Source organism: Streptomyces spinosus, assembly GCF_020400655.1.
Lineage (GTDB): Bacteria > Actinomycetota > Actinomycetes > Streptomycetales > Streptomycetaceae > Streptomyces > Streptomyces argyrophylli.
This window is the reverse complement of sequence record NZ_JAINRC010000001.1, coordinates 444,557-467,246: the sequence shown is the minus strand read 5'-3', so window position 1 is coordinate 467,246 and position 22,690 is coordinate 444,557. Positions and strand designations below refer to the sequence as shown.

Genomic DNA, 22,690 nt, shown 5'->3' with positions numbered 1-22,690 from the left:
AGACCCGGCGCCGGCGGACGGGCCGGGGGGTTCGCCTCCGCACGGGCGTCGGCCAGATCGTGGTCCGGCTCGCGCACGGCGCGCGGCCCCCGGCCCCGGGAGGCCCGCCCCGCGGACACGCCCCGTCCGGCACCGGAGCCGGGGGCAGGCCGTGCTATGCGGTGAGCGCCCCGGCGATTCCCGCGATGGCCTCCTGTCCGACCCGGCAGCATCCGCCGATCAGGTGTGCGCCCGCCCCCGCGGACACGCCCCGTCCGGCACCGGAGCCGGGGGCAGGCCGTGCTATGCGGTGAGCGCCCCGGCGATTCCCGCGATGGCCTTTGGCCCGACCCGGCAGCATCCGCCGATCAGCCGTGCGCCCGCATCCCGCCACGCCTCTACCTGTTCGGCGCCAAACGTGGTGCGCCCGCGCCAGGCCCGGGCCCGCGCGTCCCAGGCCTCCCCGCTGTTGGGGTACACCACGACCGGCTTGCCGGTGACGCGCGCCGCGATCTCCACCGCGCCCCGCACGTCCTGCGGCGCACAGCAGTTGACGCCGACCGCGATCACCTCGTCGGCGTCGGCGGCGAGCCCGAACGCCTCCTCCAGGGGCTGCCCGGCCCGCGTCCGCAGCCCCTCGACGGTGTACGACAGCCAGGCCGGCACCCCGAGCCCGCGCACCGCCCGCAGCAGCGCGGCGGCCTCGTCGGCGTCCGGCACGGTCTCCAGCGCCAGCACGTCCGGCGCGGCGGCGGCCAGCACCTCCATCCGGGGCCGGTGGAACCGCTCCAGCTCGTCCACGCCCAGCCCGTACCGGCCCCGGTACTCGGAGCCGTCCGCGAGCATCGCCCCGTACGGCCCGACCGAGGCGGCCACCCACAGCGGGCGCGCGACACCCGCCCCGTGCGCCTTCCGGGCCGCCTCCCGGGCCAGTTCCACGCTCAGCCCGAGCAGCCGCGCGGCCTCGTTACGGCCGATGCCGCGCTTGCCGAAGCCCTCGAAGGTGGCCTGGTAGCTGGAGGTGATCGCCACGCTCGCGCCCGCGAGGTAGTAGGCGAGGTGCGCCTCGGTGACCGCTTCCGGCCGCTCGGCGAGCAGCCGTGCCGACCACAGCTCGTCGCTCAGGTCGTGCCCGGCCGACTCCAGCTGGTTGGACATGCCGCCGTCGAGCACGACGGCCCCGGCGGCGAGGGCGTCGGCCAGGCGGGTCGAGGTGCGGCGGGGGGAGGTGTGGCTGGTCATGGTCACGACGCTAGTCGAAGAAACGGGGAAAGAGCTTTCCCCCTGTGTCTGGTGCCCCGGGCGAGGTGAGGGTGGGATGAGGCCCGGGGCGCCCCGACCGGAACCGGGCGCCCCGGGCCCCGTGAGGAAGGACAGTCACCGCCGTGATCGAACTGCCCGCCGACGACCGTGAGTCCAGCCCGTACACCGGCTACACCCGCGCCCACTGGGAAGCCGCCGCCGACGCCCTGCTCGCCGCCGTCGAGCCGTACGCCACCCCCGACCGCGCCCTCTACCACCTGCCCGGCGACCACACGGGCCACGCCGGCCGCCTCTCCGACGGCCTGGAGGGGTACGCGCGCACACTGCTGCTGGCCGCGTTCCGCCGTGACGAGACCGCGCTCGGCCGGTACGCCGACGGTCTCGCGGCCGGGCCCGGCGGGGTCTGGCCACGGATCACCGACCGCGGCCAGCCGCTGGTCGAGGCCGCCTCGGTCGCGCTCGCCCTGCGGCTCACCCGGCCCCTGCTGTGGGACCGCCTGGACGACGCCGTCCGCGAGCGGACCGCCGACTGGCTGGCGGACGCGCTCACCGCCGAACCCTGGCCGTGCAACTGGGAGTTGTTCCCGGTCACCGTCGGCGGCTTCCTCGCGGAGACCGGCCACCGGGAGGAGGCGGCGCGCAAGGCGATCGACCGGGGGCTGGAACGGGTCGAGGGCTGGTACGTCGGCGACGGATGGTACACGGACGGCGACGGCAGGAAGTTCGACTACTACAACGGCTGGGCCCTGCACCTGTACACGGTCCTGCACGCCTGGCTGGCGGACGACGGCGACCTGCTCGCCCGCTACGGCCGGCGGCTGTCCCGCCACCTCGCCGACCACGCCCGTCTGTTCGGCGCCGACGGAGCCCCCGTGCACCAGGGCCGCTCCCTCACCTACCGCTTCGCGACGACGGCCCCGCTCTGGCTCGGCGCCCTGACCGGACACACCCCGCTGCCCCCGGGCGAGACACGGCGGCTGGCCTCCGGAGCGCTGCGGTACTTCCTCGACGGCGGCGCGGTCGACGAGCGGGGCCTGCTGCCGCTCGGCTGGCTCGGCCCCGACGCGTCCGTCGCGCAGACCTACTCGGGCCCCGCCTCGCCGTACTGGGCGAGCAAGGGCTTCCTCGGCCTGCTGCTGCCGCCCGGACACGAGGTGTGGACGGCACGGGAGGAACCCGGACCGGCCGACCGCGCCGACGCGGCGCACCCCGTGCCGGCCCCCAACTGGCTCCTCCAGACGACCCGTTCGGACGGCGTGGTCCGGCTGCACAACCACGGCAGCGAGGACGTCCGCTACGACCCCTACTACACCCGGCTCGCCTACTCGACCGCCACCGCCCCCGTGCCGTCGTACGACAACAGCGTGATCGTCGACGGCGATGCGAGCCGCACGGGGATCGAGCCGCTCGGCACCGGCGAGGGGTGGATCGCCTCCCGGCACACCGTGCGCGCCGGGATCGACGTCACCAGCCTGGTGGCGGTCCGGGGAGCGATGGAGGTGCGGGCCCATCTGGTGGCGGGCGCGGCGCCCGGCACGCCGGTACGGGTGACGGGCTGGCCGGACGGGACGGGCCTGCGCGCCGAACTCACCCCGGTCGCCGGCCTGTCGCCGGAGCTGACCGGGGTGACCGGGGAGGGCCCGGCCACGCTGTTCGTGGCGCTCGCCCGGCTCACCGGGGAGCCGTCCCCGCCGCCGGCCGAGGAGCTGGTGAGCGTGGAGACGCACGGCGACGGGCGCGGCCACGAGGTGCGGGTGAACTGGTCCGGGGGACCGGCCGTCGCCTTCCGGTTCACGCTGGTGGAGGAGGTGTCCGCGGGGCCGTCCTGGTCGGTGACGCCCCGGTGAGGCGGCGGGGCGGTGCCGCACGTTTCGGCGGGCGCCGAAACGACCGGGGTCCAGCATGGCCGTATGACCGCCACGCCCGCTCCCGCCCCTTCCTTCGCCGCACTCCACCACCGCCCGGGCGAGCCGCTGCTGCTGCCCAACGCCTGGGACCACGCCTCGGCCGCCGCCCTCGCCGCCCGCGGATTCCCGGCGATCGGCACGACCAGCCTGGCGGTCGCGGCGGCCGTGGGGCTGCCCGACGGGGAGGGCGCGACCCGCGAACACACCGTGCGTCTCGCCCTGACCCTCGGCTCCGGGCCGTACCTGCTGTCGGTCGACGCCGAGGACGGCTTCAGCGACGACCCGGACGAGGTCGCCGGGCTCGCCCGCGAGTTGTGGGCCGCCGGTGCCGTCGGCGTCAACCTGGAGGACGGCCTGGGCCCGGCGGACCGGCACGCGGCGAAGATCGCCGCCGTCAAGGCGGCCGTACCGGGCCTGTTCGTCAACGCCCGCACCGACACCCACTGGTCGGGCGACGGCGACGAGCGGGAGACCCTGCGCCGGCTCGACGCCTACCAGGAAGCGGGCGCCGACGGGGTGTTCGTGCCCGGCGTCACCGACCCGGAACGCATCGCCGCCCTCGTCCGGCACACCGTCGTCCCCCTCAACGTCCTCCACGCGCCGGCCGGACCCCCGCTCGGCCGGCTCGCCGCACTGGGCGTGCGCCGGGTCAGCCTCGGCTCGCTGCTGTACCGGCGGGCGCTGGGCGCGGCCCTGGACGCGGTGACGGACGTCGCCGCCGGGCGTATCCCGGCCGGTACGACCCCCTCCTACGCCGATGTCCGCGAGCTGGAGAGCAGCGTCCCGGCGAGCGAGCCGGCGAACTCCACGGGGTGATCCAGCGTCACGGGATGCCCCGGGGTGAGCGGGCCCGGGGACGGGGCGGCCGTCCGGGCTGCCGCGCGGGCAGGTCGTGCCGCCGTAGCCGGCGCGCCTGCGCTCCACCGGCCCGTGAGGTCGCAGGACGGCGTGTCAGTCGTCGTTCCCCCGCTCCCGGGGCCAGTGGGCGAGGGTGAGGTGCAGGGCGTCGACGGCCTTGTCCCAGGACGCCTGGACGTCCCGGTCGGCGCCGAAGCCGCCCGCGCCCTCCAGGAGGCAGTAGCCGTGGAAGGTGCTGCGCAGCAGGCGCACCGCGTCCGTCAGGTCCGGTTCCTCCAGGCCGTAGGCGCGCAGCATGCCGTAGGTGATCTGCGCGGTGCGTCGCAGCGCGGGGGAGTCGGCGACGAGGGCCTGGTCCATGCGGATCTGCGTGGCCGCGTACCGGCCCGGGTGCTCCAGGGCGTAGTCCCGGTAGGCGCCGGCGAAGGCCCGCAGCGCCTCCTTGCCCGACCGGCCGGCCACCGCGGCGGCGATCCGGTCGATCAGCTCCCCGCCCGCGTACAGGGCGAGCCGGGTGCGCAGGTCCTTCAGTCCGCGGACGTGCGAGTACAGGCTCGCGTCCTTGACGCCGAAGCGGCGCGCCAGCGCCGAGATGCTGACGTGGTCGAAGCCGGCCTCGTCCGCCAGCTCCGCCGCCGCCGCCACCAGCCGCTCGACGGTCACTCCCACCCGGGCCACCGCCCACCTCCCTAGGGTTCCTAGGTCTTAGCCTAGATTCCCTAGGAAATGCGGTGTCAACAGCGGCTGCCGGGCGGTGTCCCCGCTCACCTGGGAGGACAACACCGGGTGCCGGACGGGGACCGGGTCGTCGACGCCCTGCACCTCGGTGTCGAGCGGTTCGGCGCCGACCGGTTCGCCGCGCAGCCGCGTGTCGGTCACCCGGTCCGCGGAGCGGAGACCGGGGAGAAGACGAACGAGAACTCCGCCGGTTCGGCCCGCAGGTGGTACCGGGGCAGCGGGCCCGGACCGCAGGACTGGGAACCGATGCCGTGCTGGCCGTGGTCGAGGTTGACCCACACCCCCGCGGCACAGCCGCTGCCGGGCACGAGGTCGGTGCGGTGGGCCGCCGCGTCCAGCTGCTCGGTGGTCCAGCGGCGGGCGGTGAACCAGTACGCCGGGTCGCCCTCGACGCGCAGACCGCCCAGCTCCGCCCAGCGGACGTCGATCCGGGCGCCGTTCTCCTGGGGACGGACGTACGGCGTCTGCAGCTCGTCCACGGTCGACTGCCAGCGGGCGATACGGGCCGCCGTGCGCGTGTCCGGGTACGCCTCGCCGGGCCCGCCGCCGTACCAGCGCACCAGGTCGGCCGTGGCCAGCCCGAAGCGGATGCCGAGGCGGGGCAGCGGGACGGTCCAGTCGCCCTCCGGGACGGTGGACACGGTCAGCCGCAGCCTGTCCCCGTCCGACGTCCAGCGGTACACCGTCGACAGGCCCAGTTCCCGCGCGGCCGGTGCCACCCGGGTGCGGACCGTCAGCGCGTCCTCGCCGGCCTTCACCGCGTCCAGGCGGTGCCGCATCCGGTGCAGGCCGAGCCTCCGCCACAGCGGGCCGTAGCGCGGGTCGCCCTGCCAGGCGGCACCGTCGTCGTTGTCGGTGGGGGCCCGCCACACGTCCAGGCGCAGATCCGTGACCGGCACCGCGCCGATCGCCCGCAGCGCCCCGGTGCGCGCGTCGAACACGGCCGGGCCGAGGCTGATCACCCCGTCACCGGGGGCCGGGCGCGCGGTCGCGGCGACGTACGGCGTCCGGCGCGCGGACACGGGCAACTGTCCCCAGGCGACGACATGGTCCCGCGGCGCCCACGCGGTTTCACAGGCGAGCACCGCCCGGACCGTCCAGTACGCCTCGCCCGCCGGGGCACCGGCCGGTACGGCGGGCAGCTTCACCTCGGCGGACTCGCCGGGCGCCAGCGCGGGCACCGGCAGGCTGCCCGAGTCCACCGGCTCGCCCTCGACCTCGTACGTCCACGAGAAGGCCAGCGCCGACAGGTCCGCGAAGTCGTACTTGTTGGTGACACGGACCGTGCCGGCCGTGCCGTCGCCCGTGACGGCGACCGGTTCGATCACCTTCTTGTACTCGACCAGGCCGGGGGAGGGCCGCCGGTCCGGGAACAGCAGGCCGTCGCAGACGAAGTTGCCGTCGTGCAGCTCCTCGCCGAAGTCGCCGCCGTAGGCGTAGCCCAGCTCGGGATGGGCGATGCCGTGGTCGATCCACTCCCACACGAAGCCGCCCTGGAGCCGCTCGTGGGCCTCGAACAGCCGCTGGTAGTCGGCGAGTCCGCCGGGGCCGTTGCCCATGGCGTGCGCGTACTCGCAGAGGATGAAGGGCAGTGTGCGGCGCTTGAGCGGACCGCCGTCCAGGCGCCGGCCGATCCGCTCCACCTCGGCGTGGCTCGCGTACATCCGCGAATAGACGTCCGTGTCACGGCAGGTGTGGTCGCCCTCGTAGTGCACGAGCCGGGAGGTGTCACGGGCGCGGATCCACTCGGCCGTCGCGGTCAGGCCCCGGCCGGTGCCGGCCTCGTTGCCGAGCGACCAGATGACGACCGACGGGTGGTTCTTGTCCCGCTCGACCATGCGGGCCGCCCGGTCCAGCAGGGCCGGGGTCCAGCGGTCGTCGTCGACGGGGTTGTCCCGCCAGCCCTGCTCGGTGAAGCCGTGCGTCTCCAGGTCGCACTCGTCGATCACCCACAGGCCGTACTCGTCGCACAGGTCGAGGAAGGCCGGGTGCGGCGGGTAGTGGGAGGTGCGGACGGCGTTGACGTTGTGCCGCTTCATCAACAGCACGTCCTCGCGCATGGTCGCGAGGTCGAGGGCCCGGCCCTTCTCCGGATGCCACTCGTGCCGGTTGACGCCCTTGAAGAGCACCGGGCGGCCGTTCACCTTGATCAGGCCGTCCGACAGCTCCACGGTGCGGAAGCCGATGCGCAGCGGCACCCGCTCGCCCTCGGTGGCCAGCACGCCGTCGTACAGCCTCGGCGTCTCCGCCGTCCACGGCTCGACCGGGACGGTCACCGGCTCACCGGTGGGGACGTCGACACCGAGGTCCGGGACGGTCACCCGGCCCGCCACCTCGGAGTCGACGCGCAGGGTGCCGGTGCCGGACACGTGGTCGTAGGAGGCGTGCACGAAGAAGTCCCGGACACCGCCCGCCGGACGATGCAGCAGGGTGACGTCCCGGAAGACGCCCGGCAGCCACCACTGGTCCTGGTCCTCCAGGTACGAGCCCGCCGACCACTGGTGGACGCGCACCGCCAGCACGTTGCCCGAGGGCCTCAGGAGCGCGCCGACCGCGAACTCGTGCGGAAGCCGGGAGCCCTTGAACTCGCCCAGCTCGGTGCCGTTCAGCCAGACCCGGGCGCAGGACTCGACGCCGTCGAAGCGCAGCACGGCGTCGCCGCCGGCCGGCCAGCCGGCGGGCAGGCCGAAGACGCGCAGGTGGTCGCCGGTCGGGTTCTCGGTCGGCACCCGGGGCGGGTCGACCGGGAACGGGTAGCGGTGGTTGGTGTAGGCGGGGGAGCCGTGACCCTGGAGCACCCAGTGGCCGGGGACCTGGATCTCCGCCCAGTCACCGGCGTCGTACCCCGGCGCCGCGAAGGAGTCGTCCTGGGCGTCGGCCGTGTCCGACAGCCGGAAACGCCAGCTTCCGCCGAGCGGGAGGGACACGGCGTCGGAGGACGCGTACCAGGCGCGCGGCGGCAGCGCCCCGGACCCCGGGGAGACGTCCTCGACGTAGTCGGTGCGGGTGTGGGCAGACATCGGTCTCCTAGCACGGGCCCCTGACCGCGGACAGCAGGGGCGGGATCGGGATGGCGGTCGCCGTGAGGACCGGGCGGGGCTGGGATGGGGGCCGCCGGGTCAGGGGAGTGACCGGCGGCCCCCGGTCGGGGAGGCGGTCGCGCCGCTGCCTGGTCCGGGCCTCGCCAGTAGGGGGCCGGGAGGTGCGGGGCTGAGACACGTGCGTCCCTTCCGTCGTCACGAAGGCGGAGCGGCACGGCTCCTCGCGGGTGCGGTGGTGCGCTTGGTGCCGGCCCGCTGCCCGACGGACTGCAGAGCGCCCTCCAGCGCGAACGTGGCCGCGCCGAGGCACACCGGGTCGGTCGGGATCGGGGAGAGGACGATCTCGGTGGCGGCCAGCGGCCGGCCCAGGGCGTGCCGGGCGACCGCCCGGCGGACCTCGTCGAGCAGCGGTTCGCCCAGCCGGGAGGCCACCCAGCTGCTCAGGACGACCACTTCGGGGTTGAGGAGATTGATCAGGTCGGAGATGCCGGCGCCGAGGTAACGGGCCGTGTCCCGGACGACCTTGAGCGCGACCGGGTCGTCCTCGGCGACCGCGCGGGCCAGCGCGTCGACGGTGGCCGTCTGGTCGCCGGGGTGCAACAGCGGTGAGCGCGGGTCGAGTTTGCGCAGGTTCTGCATGATGCCCGGCGCGCCGACGTACGTCTCCACGCAGCCGTGGTTGCCGCAGTGGCACAGCCGGCCGTCCAGTACGAGCGTGGTGTGCCCCCACTCGCCGGCGCTGTTGCTGACCCCGCGGTGCAGACCACCGCCGAGGGCCAGACCGGCACCGACGCCGGTGCCGAGGTTCACCACGACGGCGTCCCCGCGCCCGCGCGCCGCCCCGAACCACAGCTCGGCCACCGCGCAGGCGCGCAGCGGGTTGTCGAGGTACAGCGGGTGGGCGATGTGCTCGGCGAGCAGAGCGAGCAACGGCACGTCGTGCCAGTCCAGGTTGGGCGCGTACTCGGCGGCCCCGGTGTCCCGGTCGACCTGGCCGGGCACGCTCACCCCGACGCCCAGCACCCGGGCCGCCTCGACGCCGGCCTCGGCGACGACCGAGCCGACGGCGGCGGCGACGTGTCCGACGACCTGCTCGGGCCGGCTCTCGCCGGGCCGCATGTCCTCGTCGGCGCGGGCCAGCACGTTCAACGCCAGGTCGAACAGCTCGACGTGGACGTACGTCTCGGCGATGTCCACGCCGACCAGCGCGCCCCCCGACGCGTCGACGGCGACCAGGCCCCGGGGGCGGCCCCCGGCCGAGTCCTCGAACCCGACCTCGGTGATCATGCGGAGGTCCAGCAGCTCACCGACGAGCGTGGCCACCGTGGCGAGGCTCAGCCCGGTGGCCGCGGCCAGCTCCTGACGGGAGGCGGGGGACTCGGCGATGATCTGGCGCAGCACCTCGTAGCGGTTCGCGGTGCGGATGTCGCGTGAGGTGCGTTTCACGCGGCTGCCCCTCCCCTCCCGTGCGGACCGGTGCGGGCCGGGGCGGGTTCGGCACCGGCGCGGTCGTCAGGCTAGGGCGGGGAGGGACTTTCGACAAGGGGTTCGGAAAGGGGCTGGAGAAAGTGCCCGGGCGAACGGCCCTCAGCGGCCGAGGAGATCCCGCACGAAGGCGTTGGCGAAGGTGCCGGAAGGGTCCAGGGCGCGGACCAGGTCCCGGAAGTCCGCGAACCGCGCGTACCGCTCGCGCAGCACGGCCGACGGGGTGCGGAAGACCTTCCCCCAGTGCGGGCGCGGGCCGAACGGCTCCAGCGCCTCCTCCAGCCGGCGTACCACCGGCAGCACCGCCGCCTCGTCCTTCACCCAGGTGAAGTGCAGCGCGACCGAGTCCCGCCCGTGGGCCGGGCTCAGCCACTGCGGGTCGGCGGCGATCGTCCGCACCTCGCAGGTCTGCAGCACACCGGCGACCGTGTCCCGGATGCCGTCGACCGCGTGCAGCGCGTCGAGGGCCGCCGGCCGCGGCAGCAGGTACTCCGACTGGATCTCCTCCCCGCTGCTCGGCGTGAACTCGGCCCGGAAGTGCGGCAGCCGCTCGTGCCACGGCCCGGGCACCCCCAGCTGCCGCGTGCAGTTCACCGCGGGCATCCCCGGTACCGGGTGCAGCGGTTCCGTCGCGGGCGCCGCCCACGGGAAGTCCACCGCCGGCCGGTCCGTGCGCCGCTTGACCCACACCTGCCGGAAGCCCGGCCGCCGCCAGTCGGTGAACAGGCTCACGCTGTACCCGGCGGCGGCGACGGCCTCGAAGTCCAGCCCGTCCAGGGGAAGTTCGGTGTAGACCCGCTGCTCCACCGCGTACGCGGGCTCCAGCTCCAGGGTGAGCGCGGTGACGACGCCCAGCGCGCCGAGGGAGGTGACGGCGCCGCCGAACCGCGCGTCGTCCCGGCCGATCCGCACGGTCGCACCGTCCGCGGTGACCATCTCCACCTCGCGGACCGCCGACGCCAGCGGGCCGTTGGCCACACCCGAACCGTGCGTGCCCGTCGCCACCGAACCGGCCACCGAGATGTGCGGCAGGGAGGCCATGTTGGACAGGGCGAGACCGTGCGCGTGGACCGTGCGGGCCAGTTCGGCGTAGCGGACCCCGCCCGCCACCCGGACCGTGCGCGCGGCCGTGTCGACGTCGATCGTGCGCGGCAGATCCGCGGTGGACACCAGGACGCCGTCCGGTCCGGGGTCGGCGATCCGGTTGAAGGAGTGCCCGCTGCCCAGTACCCGCACCCGTGTGCTCCCCGCCACCAGCGCCGCCAGCTCCTCCGGCGTACGCGGACGATGGAACCCACGCGCTGTGTACGTGACGGTGCGTGCCCAGTTGGTCACCGCGTCCGCGCCGGACGCCCCGGTCTCCGTCGTCCCCGTCGACTCCGTAGTCCCCCTCGTCCCTGCGGTCTCGGTCATCCCTGTGTCCTCTCCTTGGAGCGTCGCGTCTGCGTTGACCCTCTCATCCGCCGCCACCTACGGTAGAGACCGGTTGCTGCCCGAGCGTCACCGAGCCGGAAGGCCCCTTCCTTGCGCGAGCGTCCCCAGGCGCTGTTCGCCATGACAGCCCGGAACGTGCCGCTCGTCTTCCCGCCGCGGCTGCTGGCCCGGCTGCGCGCGTGCGTGGACGTCGACCCCGCCCTGGTGGCGCACGACTTCACCGGGGCCCGGGTGCGGGAGGTCCTCGCCCGCGTCGAGATCCTGATCACCGGCTGGGGCTGTCCCCGCCTGGACGCGGCCGCCCTGGACGCCGCGCCGAGGCTGCGCGCCGTGCTGCACGCGGCCGGCTCGGTCAAGGGGTTCACCACGCCCGAGGTGTGGCGGCGGGGCATCGCCGTCTCCTCGGCCGCCGCCGCCAACGCCGTGCCCGTCGCCGAGTACACCCTGGCCGTGATCCTGCTCGCCGGAAAGGACGTCTTCGCCCACCGTGACCGGCTGCGCGACCGCCGCGCCTTCCCCGACGGCGGCATCCTGCCCGGCATCGGCAACCACGGCCGCCGCGTCGGCGTCGTCGGCGCCTCCCGGACCGGCCGCCGCCTGCTCGCACTGCTCCGCCCGCACGACCTCGCGGTCACGCTCGCCGACCCGTACGTGGACGCGGCGGAGGCCGCCCGGCTCGGCGTGCCGCTGCTGGAGCTGGACGAGCTGCTGCGCACCTGCGACATCGTGACGCTGCACGCCCCGCAGACCGCCGAGACCCGCCATCTGATCGGCGCCCGGGAACTCGCCCTGATGCCCACCGGGTCCGTTCTCGTCAACACCGCGCGCGGCTCCCTGGTCGACCACGGGGCACTGATCGCGGAACTGCGCTCCGGTCGCCTCAGCGCCGTGCTGGACGTGACCGACCCCGAACCGCTGCCCGCCGGCTCCCCGCTGTACGACCTGCCGAACGCCTTCGTCACCCCGCACCTGGCCGGCTCGCAGGGCAACGAGGTCGCCCGGCTCGGGAGGGTGGTCGTGGAGGAGGCCGAGCGCCTCGCGGCGGGCGACGGCCTGCTGCACGCGGTCGACCCGGCGGAACTGGACCGGACGGCCTGAGCGCGCCGACGGCCTGAGCGTGCCGGCCGGGCCGGGCGGCGGCCCTCTGCCGAAAATCCCGCCAAAAATGGCCATAAGCGGCGTACCGGTAGGATCGCCGGGGCCCCGGCACCGGTGCGCCGATGGCGGGGGCATACGGTGAGAGGCGTACGCCTGAGCCGGGAGGAGACAGACGGATGGGCAGTCGAACCGAGCTGGTCGAGGATCTGATGGAGCGGTTCCCGCAGGTGCCGCGGGAGGCCGTCTTCAAGGAGGACCTGCTCCGGGGCGGTGTCGCCTTCGACAAGTCCGCACTCAGCGACACCGCCAACGAGGCGGCAGGCGACGTCAAACCGAAGTCGTACTTCATCTTCTCCTTCGACCACGGCACCCTGCCCGAGCTGGGCGAGGCCGCGCTGCGCCGGCCCCCGGAGGAGATCATCCTGACGGGCGGCCCGTACGACCTGAGGCGCACGGTCGTCTCCGTCCGGGTGAACCCCTCCTCGCCGTACCGGGTCGCCGCCGACGAGGAAGGGCTGCTCGGGCTGTACCTCGACGGCAGGCGCATCGCCGACGTCGGGGTGCCGCCGATGCCCGAGTACTACCGGCACACCCTGTCCAACGGGAAGTCCGTGATGGAGGTCGCGCCCACCATCCAGTGGGGCTACCTGATCTACCTGACCGTCTTCCGGGTCTGCCAGTACTTCGGCGCCAAGGAGGAGTGCCAGTACTGCGACATCAACCACAACTGGCGCCAGCACAAGGCCGCCGGCCGGCCCTACACCGGCGTCAAGGACGTCGAGGAGGTCCTGGAGGCGCTGGAGATCATCGACCGGTACGACACCCAGAAGGCGTCGACGGCCTACACCCTCACCGGCGGCGCGATCACGTCGAAGGTGGCGGGCCGGGACGAGGCCGACTTCTACGGCCACTACGCCAAGGCCATCGAGGAGCGCTTCCCGGGCCGCTGGATCGGCAAGGTCGTCGCGCAGGCGCTGCCCAAGGCGGACGTGCAGCGGTTCAAGGACTACGGCGTGCAGATCTACCACCCCAACTTCGAGGTGTGGGACCGCCGGCTGTTCGAGCTGTACTGCCCCGGCAAGGAGCGCTACGTCGGCCGGGACGAGTGGCACCGCCGCATCCTGGACTCCGCCGAGGTGTTCGGCGCGCGCAACGTGATCCCCAACTTCGTGGCGGGCGTGGAGATGGCCGAGCCGTTCGGCTTCACCACCGTCGACGAGGCCATCGCCTCCACCACGGAGGGCCTGCGCTTCTTCATGTCGCACGGCATCACCCCGCGCTTCACCACCTGGTGCCCGGAGCCCACCACCCCGCTCGGCAAGGCCAACCCGCAGGGCGCGCCGCTGGAGTACCACATCCGGCTGCTCCAGGCCTACCGGCAGACCATGGACGACTTCGGCCTGTCCTCCCCGCCCGGCTACGGCCCGCCCGGCCCCGGCCGCGCGGTCTTCTCCGTCAGCTCCTTCATGGACAGCCTCCCCGCTGACGACACGCCGGCGCAGGGCGCGGAGGGTACGGAGACGGGGGAGGAGCCGGTCCGGGTGTGACCCGGCGGGCCCTGTCGGTGGTCCGGCGGGGCCCGCGTCCGGTGAGCACAACCGCGTCCGATGAGCTCACCGTCCGCGTCCGGTGAGCACAACCGCGTCCGCGTCCGTACCAGAGGCCGGAGTCGCGGGCTGAGCGCGGCACGCGCGCCCGCCGCCACTGTCGGTAGCCGGATGTGAACAGGCCGCTTGTCAGTTGTGGCGGGAGCGTGAAAGGCTCTGTGCCCTGCCGCGAGGTTCCCCGCAACTCCCTTTTCCCTTTGGTGAGTTGCCCTCGCTCGTGGATGCAGGAGTCCCATGCCCGACCTGCCGACCCCCCAGGACGACACCGAGGCCGCGTTGTTCTCGGAGTGCTGGGACGCGGTGCTCTCCTACGCGGACCTGTGCACCTCCGGGTCCCTGACGGCCCACCAGCTGGCCACCGAGGCGTTCACGCTCGGCATGCGCGAGGTCCGCGCCGCCGCGAGCACCCACGTGCGCGGCGCCGGCAGCCGCACCGCACGGCTGCCGACGATCCCGGCGCTGCTGACCGCCGTCCGCGCCACCGCCGCCGCCTGGGAGGCCGGCGGCCAGGGGCACAAGCTCGACCCCGAGCTGCGGCTGTGGCTCAACTCCGGGAACGCCGCCCGCTTCTCCGGGCCGCCGCTCGGGCGGCCGGTCGCGCTGCGGGGACTGCGGGACATGCAGGAGGCGGACGCCGCACTGCTCTGGCTGGCCGAGGTGGAGGCGCTCCCGCTGCCCACCGTGGCCCGCCGGCTCGGCCTCGACCCGGCCACCGTCGCCGACGAACTCGACCAGGTCCGCGGCCTGTTCCGGGACCGCTGCCACCGCGCCCACCTCGACTCCCCGATGGACGCGCAGTGCCGCAGCTACGCCCGCCTGCTGGACGCGGTGACCCGCTCGCCCACCGCCGAGACACCCGGCGACCTCTCCCGGCACCTCGCCACCTGTGTGCGCTGCGCCGAGGCCGCCGCCTGTCTGCGCCTGCACGGCGGCGGGCTGCCCGGCGCGCTGGCCGGCGGGGTGATCGGCTGGGGCGGCCTCGCCTACCTGGAGCGGCGCCGCCGTGCCACCGAGGTCCGCCTCGGCGCGGGCCGCCCGGGCGGCGCCGACACCGACGCCCGCGAGGAGGGCACGGGCCGCAGCCGTGTGCTGCGCGGCGGGCTCCTCGCCGCCGCGGTGCTGCTGTCGGCGCTGGCGCTCGGTGTGTCGATGATGCCGTTCGGCGGCTCCGGCGACGGCACCGCCGCCGCCCAGGACGACCGGCGGCCGGCCGCCGACCCGGGCGTCTCCCGCACCACGGCCCGCCCCACCGCCACGGACTCCCCTTCCGCCCCGGCCTCCGCGACCCGCGCCGAGCGCCCGCCCGCCCGGCAGAAGCCGGACCCCGAACCCCAGGGCACCTCCTCCGCCACCCACCGCGCGGCCCCGACGAGCGCCCCCGCCACCACCCGCCCGGCCGGCTGCCGGGTCGCCTACGAGCTGGACAGCCAGTGGCCCGACGGCTTCCAGGCCACCGTGAGCGTCACCACCGACCAGGCCCTCACCGGCTGGGAGGTGTCCTGGACCTTCCGCGACGGCCAGCAGGTCGGCCAGATGTGGGACGCCACCGTGCACCAGGACGGCCCCCGCGTCACCGCCACCGCCGCCGACTACAACAAGGCGGTCGCCGCGCACGGCACCCTGTCCTTCGGCTTCCTGGGGTCCTGGAGCGACGGCAACCGCACGCCGCACCGCTTCACGCTCAACGGCTCGCCCTGCGCGCTCGGCTGACCGCGGGCGCGGGGGCCGGCCCGTGCCACGGCCCGGACATCCGCGGCCGGGCGGAAAATGCTTTGACCCACCGGCCCGTGGACGGGATACAGTCTCCGGGCACGCCGAGGTGGTGTGCGCACGCGCGAGCGGAGACGAGGAGGTGTCGACCGATGGCTGTCACTGTGCCGGGCGCTGCCCTCATCCAGGAACTCATCAAGTCCACCTCCGTGGCCGCCGGCTGAACCGACCGCGCACCGTACGCGCCTGCCCGGGGCCACCCTTGTGAAGGGTCTCCCTTGACTTCCACCTCCGCTGCTTTCTCCGCACTGGCTCCCTACGGCTGGGACGAGTCCTGGGCCGAGGCGTTCGCCCCGTTCGAGGCCGACGGGCTGCTGCCCGGACGGGTCGTCCGGGTCGACCGCGGACAGTGCGACGTCGTCACCGCGGACGGCACCGTCCGCGCCGACACCGAGTTCGTCGTGCCCCGCGACCCGATGAAGGTCGTGTGCACGGGGGACTGGGTCGCCGTCGACCCCGGCGGCGACCCCCGGTACGTGCGCGCCTGCCTGCCGCGCCGCACCGCCTTCGTCCGCTCCACCTCCTCCAAGCGGTCCGAGGGGCAGATCCTCGCCGCCAACGTCGACCACGCCGTCGTCGCCGTGTCCCTCGCCGTCGAACTCGACCTCGGCCGTGTCGAACGCTTCCTCGCCCTCGCCTGGGAGTCCGGCGCCCAGCCCGTCGTCGTCCTCACCAAGGCCGACCTCGTGCCGGACCCGGTCACCCTCGCCCACCTCGTGCAGGACGTGGAGACCAGTGCGCCCGGCGTGCCGGTCCTCACCGTCAGCGCCCTGCACGGCGAAGGACTCGACGTGCTCGTCGCACTCGTCGGCTCCGGTACGAGCGTGCTGCTCGGCCAGTCGGGCGCGGGCAAGTCCACCCTCGCCAACGCGCTCGTCGGCGCCGAGGTCATGGACGTGCGGGCGGCCCGCGACGTCGACGGCAAGGGACGGCACACCACGACCACCCGCAACCTGCTCGCCCTGCCCTCCGGCGGGGTGCTCATCGACACACCCGGGCTGCGGGGCGTCGGCCTCTTCGACGCCGGGACCGGCGTCGGACAGGTGTTCACCGAGATCGAGGAACTGGCCGAGCGGTGCCGGTTCCACGACTGCGCCCACGAGTCCGAGCCGGGCTGCGCGGTGCGGTCCGCCGTGGAGGACGGCGAACTGCCCCAGCGGCGGCTGGAGAGCTACCGCAAGCTGCTGCGGGAGAACCAGTGGATCGTGGCCAAGACGGACGCCAGGGTCCGCGCGGAACTGCGCCGGGAATGGCGGCGGAAGGGAGCCGAGGGCAAGGCGGCGATGGAGGCGAAGCGGGGACGGTGGGCGTAGGCACACCCCGGCCGCGCCCGTCAGCTCCACGTCCGATTTCCGCTGGCCCCCGCCCTTCGCGCGTTCCACACTGGACCGCGTGAAGGACGAAGACAGCAGGTACGAGGCGGTACGGAGCCGGGACGGGCGGTTCGACGGCGTGTTCTTCTTCGCCGTCGAGACCACCGGCATCTACTGCCGGCCCAGCTGCCCGGCCGTGACGCCGAAACGGCACAACGTGCGGTTCTTCGCGACGGCCGCCGCCGCGCAGGGCTCCGGGTTCCGGGCCTGCCGGCGGTGCCGGCCGGACGCCGTGCCGGGCTCGGCCGAGTGGAACGTCCGCGCGGACGTCGTCGGCCGGGCCATGCGGCTGATCGCCGACGGCGTCGTGGACCGCGAGGGCGTCGCAGGTCTCGCCGCGCGGCTCGGCTACAGCGCCCGGCAGGTCCAGCGGCAGCTCACCGCCGAGCTGGGCGCCGGGCCCGTGGCGCTCGCCCGGGCCCAGCGGGCGCACACCGCGCGGGTGCTGCTCCAGACCACCGACCTGCCGGTCACCGAGATCGCCTTCGCGTCCGGGTTCGCCAGCGTGCGGCAGTTCAACGACACCATCCGCGAGGTGTACGCGGCGACCCCCACCGGGGTGCGGGCCGCCGCACCCCGCGACCGGGCCGCCCGCCGGGCCGCACCCGGAGCCGGCATCCCCCTCCGGCTCGCCCACCGCGGCCCCTACCAGTCCGCCGCCGTCTTCGACCAGCTCACGCGGGAGGCCGTACCGGGCGTCGAGGAGGTGACCGGCGCCCGAGGCGCCCGCACCTACCGGCGCACCCTGCGCCTGCCGTACGGCACCGGTCTCGCCGCCGTCCACGAACGCGTCCGCACCCCGCGGACCGGCACCGGCACCCGTCCGGGCGGCTGGCTCGACGCCCGGCTGCACCTCACCGACCCCCGGGACCTCACCACCGCCGTGCAGCGGCTGCGCCGGCTGCTCGACCTGGACGCCGACCCGTACGCCGTCGACGAGCGGCTCGGCGCCGACCCCCGGCTCGCCCCGCTGGTCGCCGCCCGGCCCGGACTGCGCTCGCCCGGTGCCGTGGACCCGCTGGAGCCCGCCGTACGCGCCCTGGCCGGCCTGAACGGCGCCGCGGAACTGGTGCGCCGGTACGGCAAGGTGCTCGACGCGCCCCACGGGAGCCTGACCCACCTCTTCCCGGAGCCCGCCGTCCTCGCCGAGGCCGAGCCCGGCGGACCGCTCGGCGCGCTCGCCGCCGCCCTCGCCGACGGCACCGTACGACTGGACCCGGGCGCCGACCGGCACGACGCCGAGGAGGCCCTGCTCGCGCTGCCCGGCATGGACCCGGCCACCGTCGCCACCCTGCGCGTCCGCGCGCTCGGCGATCCCGACGTCGCCCCGCCCGGCGCCGGTGTCCCGGGCACCTGGCGGCCCTGGCGGTCGTACGCCGTGCGGCACCTGCTGGTGGCGGGGGAGCCACTTCCGTGACCGCCGGCCCGGGAACCGCCCTGTCCGCCCGCACCCCGACCACCCCCGATCCGAGGACCGCCGCGATGACCACCGTCTACTGCACCCACCTGGACACCCCCGTCGGGCGGCTGCTGCTCACCGCCGACGCGGACGGCGCGCTCACCTCCCTGTCCGTGCCCGGGCAGAAGGGCGGCCGGACCGTCCAGGACGCCTGGCGGCACGACCCCGGCCCGTTCCGCGACGCCGCCGGACAGCTCGCCGCCTACTTCGCCGGGGAACTGAAGGAGTTCCGGCTGCCGTTGCGGGCGGCCGGCACCGAGTTCCGGCAGCGGGTCTGGGCCGCGCTGGACGAGCTGCCGTACGGCGCCACCGCCACCTACGGCGAGATCGCCGCCCGGATCGGCGCGCCCCGCGCGGCCGTTCGCGCCGTCGGCGGGGCGATCGGCGCCAACCCGCTGCTCATCGTGCGCCCTTGCCACCGGGTGATCGGCGCGAACGGATCGATGACCGGGTACGCGGGGGGACTTGAGCGCAAGGTCCGGCTGCTCACCCTGGAGGGCGTGCTCCCCTGACGCGCCGCCCCCGACGCCGCCCGCCGCGCCGTCGGCCCCCGCCGCCTGCGCCCGGTGCCCGCGCCGCCCCGTCGCTCCCCGGTTCCCCCGTTGCGCCGAGCGGGTGGACCGCCGTCGATGCTCCGGCGGCGCGGCCCGCCCGTGTGGCACGGTCGCCTCCGACGGCCGACGGGGAAGGGCGGACACACATGACCAGGGTCGTACGGGTCCTCACGGGCCTCCTCCCGGCACTGCTGCCGGGCCTGACGGCACCGGCCGCCGCCGAGCCGGCCCCGCCGCCCTGGACCGGCAGCTGGGAGAGCGCGCCCTCCGGCACCGCCGCCGCGCTGCCCGGCGCCGCCGTCCGCAACGTCCTCCACCTCAGCGTCGGCGGCACCGCGGTCCGCGTCCGGCTCAGCAACCGGCTCGGCACCGCGCCCCTGCGCCTCGGCGCGGTCACCGTCGCGCTGAGCCGGGCGGCCGGCCCCGAGGCCGTACCCGGCACCCTGCGCACCGCCACCTTCCGCAGTGCCACGGAGCTGACCGTCCCGGCGGGCGCGGACGCCGTCACCGACCCGGTGCCGCTGCGCGTGCCGCCCGGCGCCGACCTGCTCGTCACCGTGTACACCCCGCGGAACTCCGGGCCCGCCACCTACCACCGCACCGCGCTCCAGACCAGCTACGTGGCCCCGGCCGGCGCCGGCCGGGCCGCCGACGAGGACGGCTCCGCGTACACGGCGACCACCAGCCGCTGGTACTACGTCACCGGCGTCGACGTCCGCGGGCCCGCCGCCGGCGCCGTCGTGGCCTTCGGGGACTCGCTCACCGACGGCAACGGCTCCACCCCCGACACCAACCACCGCTGGCCCGACCGGCTCGCCCTGCGGCTGCGCGAGCGACGGCTCGGCGTCCTCAACGCGGGCATCGCCGGCAACCGGCTGCTCCTCGACGGCGCCGGACCGAGCGCCCTCGCCCGCCTGGACACGGACGCGCTGGACCGGGCCGGGGTACGGGTCCTCGTCGTCTTCGAGGGCATCAACGACATCAAGGGCACCCCGGAGGCGACCGACGCCACCGCGTTCGCGGACGCCTACCGGGCCATGGTGACCCGCGCCCACGCCCGTGGTGTCCGGGTCGTCGGCGTCACCCTCACCCCGTACGGCGGGTACCCCGCCTGGACCGCCGCCGGCGAGGCGGTACGGCAGCGGGTGAACGCCTTCATCCGGGACGGCGGCACCTTCGACGCGGTCGCCGACGCGGACGCGACCGTACGTGACCCGGACGACCCCGGCCGCATCCTGCCCGCCTACGACCCCGGCGACCACCTGCACTTCAACGACGCCGGCATGGCCGCCGTCGCCGACACCGTCCACCGCGTGCTGACCCGGGGACCGCTCGGCCCCGGCCTCACGGGCCGCGCCCACACCACGGTGCCGGTCACCCGCGCCGCACCGCGCCCGCGCCCCGCGGGCAGGTGACCGGCGGGGCCGGCACCGGAGGTCAGCCGGCGGCTTCGCGGGACACCCAGCCGCGTTCGCAGGCGTGCCAGCCCAGCTGGAGCCGGGTCCTCGCCCCGGCCAGTTCCATCAGGCGCCGCACCCGGCGCTGCACCGTCCGCAGGCCCAGGTCCAGCTGTTTGGCGACGCTCGCGTCGGTCAGCCCGGCCAGCAGCAGCGACAGCACCTCCAGATCGACGGCGTCCGGGCCGTCCGGCTCCTCCTCGCTCACCCCCGCGGGCCCCAGCCGCAGCGGCAGCGCCTCCCGCCACACCGACTCGAACAGCCCGGCGAGCAGCTCCAGCAGCCCGCTGGCGTGCACCACCAGCGCGGCCGGCTCCGCCGTCCTCGACGTCAGCGGCACCATCGCGAGCGACCGGTCGGCCACCACCAGCTTCGTCGGCACCCGGTCCACCACCCGCACCCGCTCGTCCCGGCCGAGCGCCGCCGTCAGCTCGGACAGCCCGTGCGGCAGGTCCAGCACCGCGCGCTCCACCACCACCCGGTAGCGCACCCCGCGCCCGGCCGCCTGCTCCTCCGCGTCGTTCTCCATGCCGGACACGACCACCGGGTTGCCGGTCACCAGCGCGCACACCTCCTCGGCCGCGCCCAGCTGGAGCTGGAGGAAGCGCTGGGCGACCGCCGACGCGCCGGTCACCACCTCCACCAGGTCGTGCACCGCCGGCTCCGCCGCCGCCGCCCGGTACTCCTGCGCGAGCAGCGCCGCCGCCAGCTCCGCCTTCTCCAGCTCGTGCCGCTGCCGGGTGAGCAGCGCGCCCAGCGCCACCCCGGGCGGAGCCGCGACCCAGCGGCCCGGCCACGCCGAGGACTGGGCCGCGAGACCCTGCCGCTCCAGCCGGCGCAGCGCCCGCTCGGTGTCGTGCTCCGCCAGCGCCAGACGCCGCGCCAGATCGGTGACGTCGGCCGCGCCCACGGACACCAGCGCCCGGTACGCCGCCTCGTGCGTCTCGTCCAGTCCTATCGCTGCCAGCATCGCCCCGCGTCCCTCTCTGCGCACACCAACCGACGGAAAGCGGAACGGCCTGGCGGAAACCGGCCACGGCGCAAACCCGCCGCCGGACATCATCGCCGTACCGGTGGTGACTCTGCCAAGGTGGGAACGGACGTCGCCGGGCGGTCCTCCCGTGGGGGGTGGGGCCGCCCGGCGGCCATCAGCCCCCGCTCGTACGGCGGTTCAGACGTTCCTCGACACGCTGTTCGACGGGGGCGATGCGCCGGATTTTCCTCATGTCCCGTTTTCCGGCCGCCCGCGCGGTGGACAATCAGGGGCATGAGCCAGCAGGGGGGAACCTCCGCCCGTCACGACGACGACTGGTGGGGGCAGCTGTACGACGACCGCACCGAGGACACGGGCCCCACCGCGGCGCCCGATTCCCTGGACGACCGTTTCGCCTCGGCGCGGAACGCGGTGGGGAGACGGCCCGCGGACACGGTGGACCCCGGCCCGGTGGACCGGGAACCGGCCGACGCGGTACCGGTCGATCCCGGACCGGCCGAACCGGACCCGGTGGATCCGGCACCGGTACCCGCGAAGGCGCCGGTACCGACGCAGCGGACCGCGCCGCCGCCACCGTCCGCACCCGCCCCGCCCGTGGAGGGCGCCGCGCCACCCGGAAGCACTCCCTCACCGCGGAGCACCCCGCCCCCCTCCGTCGACTACGTCGGCTCCGGACCCCCCACCTACGACCCCGAGCCCACCGCGCTTCCGCTCGCCGAACCGGACGAACTCGGGCAACTGGTCGCGGACACCGTGCTGGACGGCGCCCGGTACGGGGCCTGCACCCTGCGGGCGGTGTCGCTGCGCGGGGACTCGTCCCGCTACCGCGGCGAGCCGCGCCGGGACGCGCTGCTCACCGCGCGGTTCGGGACCGGGGAACAGGCGCTGCTCCTGGTCGCGATGGCCACCGGGGCCCGGTCCGCGCCGGGCGCGCACCTGGCGGCGGCCGAGGCGTGCCGCTCGATCGGGCGGGCCGTGGGCCGCAGCCACCAGCGGCTCGTGGCGGACATCCGCGCGGCCCGGCGCGGCGACCTGAAGTCGGGCCTGCACCGGCTGACCGACCGCAGTCTCGGCAGGCTCCGCGAGAGCGCCGCCGAACAGGGCCTGGACCCCGGGCAGTACACGGCGAGCCTGCGCTGTCTGCTGCTGCCCGCCGACCCGGACTGCCGTACCCGCGTCTTCTTCGGCGTCGGGGACGGCGGGCTGTTCCGGCTGCGGGACGACGCCTGGCAGGACATCGAGCCGCGGGTCGCGCCCGAGGGCGCCGCCGGCGCAGCCGTCGCCGGCCCCGGCTCGCCGCCGGAGCGGACGCCCGAGGGCGACCGGCTGACGATGGACCTCGGCCTCCCGGCCCCGCCGAGCCCCTTCGAGCCCGCGCCGCCGGACCCGGAGCCGCCCCGCGAACCGTTCCGGTTCCGGGCCTCGGTAGCCCGCCCGGGTGATGCGCTGGTGATGTGCACGGCGGGCCTTGCCGGCCCGCTGCGCGACGAGCCCGCCCTCTGCGCCTACCTGGCCCGTCGCTGGTCGGGCGGTACCCCGCCGGGCCTCGCCGCCTTCCTCGCCGACGCCCAGGTACGGGTGAAGGGCTACGCCGACGACCGTACGGCGGCGGCCGTGTGGGAGGCGTAACCGTCGCCCCTGTGGATTGATGGAACGGGAGGGCCGTATCCCGG

At 75.4% G+C, this 22,690-nt stretch carries 17 protein-coding genes; 10 read left to right on the top strand and 7 right to left on the bottom strand.

Annotated features, from left to right (window positions below; all coding sequences use genetic code 11):
• Positions 1-282 precede the first annotated feature (282 nt).
• The gene (gene mmuM / locus LG395_RS01980; protein WP_225808196.1) at positions 283-1,221 is read right to left on the bottom strand and encodes a homocysteine S-methyltransferase; all 939 of its coding nucleotides are present in this window, start codon (positions 1,219-1,221) and stop codon (positions 283-285) included.
• Positions 1,222-1,367: 146 nt separating this feature from the next.
• Here mmuM and LG395_RS01975 point away from each other — a divergent pair, with 146 nt between their 5' ends.
• Positions 1,368-3,089: a DUF2264 domain-containing protein gene (locus tag LG395_RS01975; RefSeq protein WP_225808456.1), complete on the top strand. Its 1,722-nt coding sequence runs from the start codon at positions 1,368-1,370 to the stop codon at positions 3,087-3,089.
• A gap of 63 nt (positions 3,090-3,152) precedes the next feature.
• Positions 3,153-3,965 carry an isocitrate lyase/PEP mutase family protein gene (locus LG395_RS01970; RefSeq protein WP_225808195.1) on the top strand — a complete coding sequence of 271 codons (813 nt, stop codon included), beginning with the start codon at positions 3,153-3,155 and terminating at the stop codon, positions 3,963-3,965.
• Positions 3,966-4,100: 135 nt separating this feature from the next.
• Here the strand turns inward: LG395_RS01970 and LG395_RS01965 are convergent, their stop codons facing one another.
• The 5 genes from LG395_RS01965 to LG395_RS01945 all read right to left on the bottom strand — a co-directional run bounded on the left by LG395_RS01965 (position 4,101) and on the right by LG395_RS01945 (position 10,684).
• Positions 4,101-4,685 (bottom strand): TetR/AcrR family transcriptional regulator, encoded by a 585-nt coding sequence (locus tag LG395_RS01965; protein WP_171151644.1) that lies wholly within the window; start codon positions 4,683-4,685, stop codon positions 4,101-4,103.
• 27 nt (positions 4,686-4,712) lie between these two features.
• Positions 4,713-4,886 (bottom strand): hypothetical protein, encoded by a 174-nt coding sequence (locus LG395_RS01960; RefSeq protein WP_225808194.1) that lies wholly within the window; start codon positions 4,884-4,886, stop codon positions 4,713-4,715.
• A complete protein-coding gene (locus tag LG395_RS01955; protein WP_225808193.1) occupies positions 4,883-7,765 on the bottom strand; it encodes a glycoside hydrolase family 2 TIM barrel-domain containing protein in 2,883 nt (960 codons plus the stop codon). Before LG395_RS01955 ends, LG395_RS01960 begins: the two co-directional genes overlap by 4 nt.
• A gap of 216 nt (positions 7,766-7,981) precedes the next feature.
• Positions 7,982-9,232, bottom strand: a complete 1,251-nt coding sequence (locus LG395_RS01950) for an ROK family transcriptional regulator (RefSeq protein ID WP_225808192.1) — start codon at positions 9,230-9,232, stop codon at positions 7,982-7,984.
• A 141-nt stretch (positions 9,233-9,373) separates the two neighbouring features.
• A complete protein-coding gene (locus tag LG395_RS01945; protein WP_225808191.1) occupies positions 9,374-10,684 on the bottom strand; it encodes an FAD-binding protein in 1,311 nt (436 codons plus the stop codon).
• A 111-nt stretch (positions 10,685-10,795) separates the two neighbouring features.
• Between LG395_RS01945 and LG395_RS01940 the strand changes: the two genes are divergently transcribed.
• The 7 genes from LG395_RS01940 (at position 10,796) to LG395_RS01910 (ending at position 19,981) form a co-directional block, all read left to right on the top strand.
• Positions 10,796-11,803, top strand: coding sequence for a hydroxyacid dehydrogenase (locus LG395_RS01940; protein WP_225808190.1), 1,008 nt, complete (start codon positions 10,796-10,798; stop codon positions 11,801-11,803).
• Between the two features lie 176 nt (positions 11,804-11,979).
• Positions 11,980-13,350 (top strand): radical SAM protein, encoded by a 1,371-nt coding sequence (locus tag LG395_RS01935; RefSeq protein WP_171151633.1) that lies wholly within the window; start codon positions 11,980-11,982, stop codon positions 13,348-13,350.
• 294 nt (positions 13,351-13,644) lie between these two features.
• Positions 13,645-15,120 (top strand): cellulose-binding domain-containing protein, encoded by a 1,476-nt coding sequence (locus tag LG395_RS01930; RefSeq protein WP_225808189.1) that lies wholly within the window; start codon positions 13,645-13,647, stop codon positions 15,118-15,120.
• Positions 15,121-15,398: 278 nt separating this feature from the next.
• The gene (gene rsgA, locus LG395_RS01925) at positions 15,399-16,493 is read left to right on the top strand and encodes a ribosome small subunit-dependent GTPase A (RefSeq protein ID WP_225808188.1); all 1,095 of its coding nucleotides are present in this window, start codon (positions 15,399-15,401) and stop codon (positions 16,491-16,493) included.
• 79 nt (positions 16,494-16,572) lie between these two features.
• Positions 16,573-17,970 carry a bifunctional transcriptional activator/DNA repair enzyme AdaA gene (locus tag LG395_RS01920; protein ID WP_225808187.1) on the top strand — a complete coding sequence of 466 codons (1,398 nt, stop codon included), beginning with the start codon at positions 16,573-16,575 and terminating at the stop codon, positions 17,968-17,970.
• Between the two features lie 65 nt (positions 17,971-18,035).
• A complete protein-coding gene (locus tag LG395_RS01915) occupies positions 18,036-18,524 on the top strand; it encodes a methylated-DNA--[protein]-cysteine S-methyltransferase (RefSeq protein WP_225808455.1) in 489 nt (162 codons plus the stop codon).
• 188 nt (positions 18,525-18,712) lie between these two features.
• On the top strand, positions 18,713-19,981 hold the full coding sequence (locus tag LG395_RS01910; RefSeq protein ID WP_225808186.1) for an SGNH/GDSL hydrolase family protein: 1,269 nt from the start codon (positions 18,713-18,715) through the stop codon (positions 19,979-19,981).
• Between the two features lie 22 nt (positions 19,982-20,003).
• Here the strand turns inward: LG395_RS01910 and LG395_RS01905 are convergent, their stop codons facing one another.
• Positions 20,004-20,993, bottom strand: a complete 990-nt coding sequence (locus LG395_RS01905) for a helix-turn-helix transcriptional regulator (protein WP_171151623.1) — start codon at positions 20,991-20,993, stop codon at positions 20,004-20,006.
• Positions 20,994-21,290: 297 nt separating this feature from the next.
• Between LG395_RS01905 and LG395_RS01900 the strand changes: the two genes are divergently transcribed.
• Positions 21,291-22,646 (top strand): protein phosphatase 2C domain-containing protein, encoded by a 1,356-nt coding sequence (locus LG395_RS01900; RefSeq protein ID WP_225808185.1) that lies wholly within the window; start codon positions 21,291-21,293, stop codon positions 22,644-22,646.
• Positions 22,647-22,690: the final 44 nt, after the last annotated feature.

Bases quoted from the DNA above. Each gene is read 5' to 3' on its own strand.
- LG395_RS01930 (WP_225808189.1), top strand. From the start codon at position 13,645: ATGCCCGACCTGCCGACCCCCCAGGACGACACCGAGGCCGCGTTGTTC.
- LG395_RS01935 (WP_171151633.1), top strand. From the start codon at position 11,980: ATGGGCAGTCGAACCGAGCTGGTCGAGGATCTGATGGAGCGGTTCCCG.
- LG395_RS01945 (WP_225808191.1), bottom strand. From the start codon at position 10,684: ATGACCGAGACCGCAGGGACGAGGGGGACTACGGAGTCGACGGGGACG.
- mmuM (WP_225808196.1), bottom strand. From the start codon at position 1,221: ATGACCAGCCACACCTCCCCCCGCCGCACCTCGACCCGCCTGGCCGAC.
- LG395_RS01970 (WP_225808195.1), top strand. From the start codon at position 3,153: ATGACCGCCACGCCCGCTCCCGCCCCTTCCTTCGCCGCACTCCACCAC.
- LG395_RS01905 (WP_171151623.1), bottom strand. From the start codon at position 20,993: ATGCTGGCAGCGATAGGACTGGACGAGACGCACGAGGCGGCGTACCGG.
- LG395_RS01910 (WP_225808186.1), top strand. From the start codon at position 18,713: ATGACCAGGGTCGTACGGGTCCTCACGGGCCTCCTCCCGGCACTGCTG.
- LG395_RS01955 (WP_225808193.1), bottom strand. From the start codon at position 7,765: ATGTCTGCCCACACCCGCACCGACTACGTCGAGGACGTCTCCCCGGGG.
- LG395_RS01915 (WP_225808455.1), top strand. From the start codon at position 18,036: ATGACCACCGTCTACTGCACCCACCTGGACACCCCCGTCGGGCGGCTG.
- LG395_RS01900 (WP_225808185.1), top strand. From the start codon at position 21,291: ATGAGCCAGCAGGGGGGAACCTCCGCCCGTCACGACGACGACTGGTGG.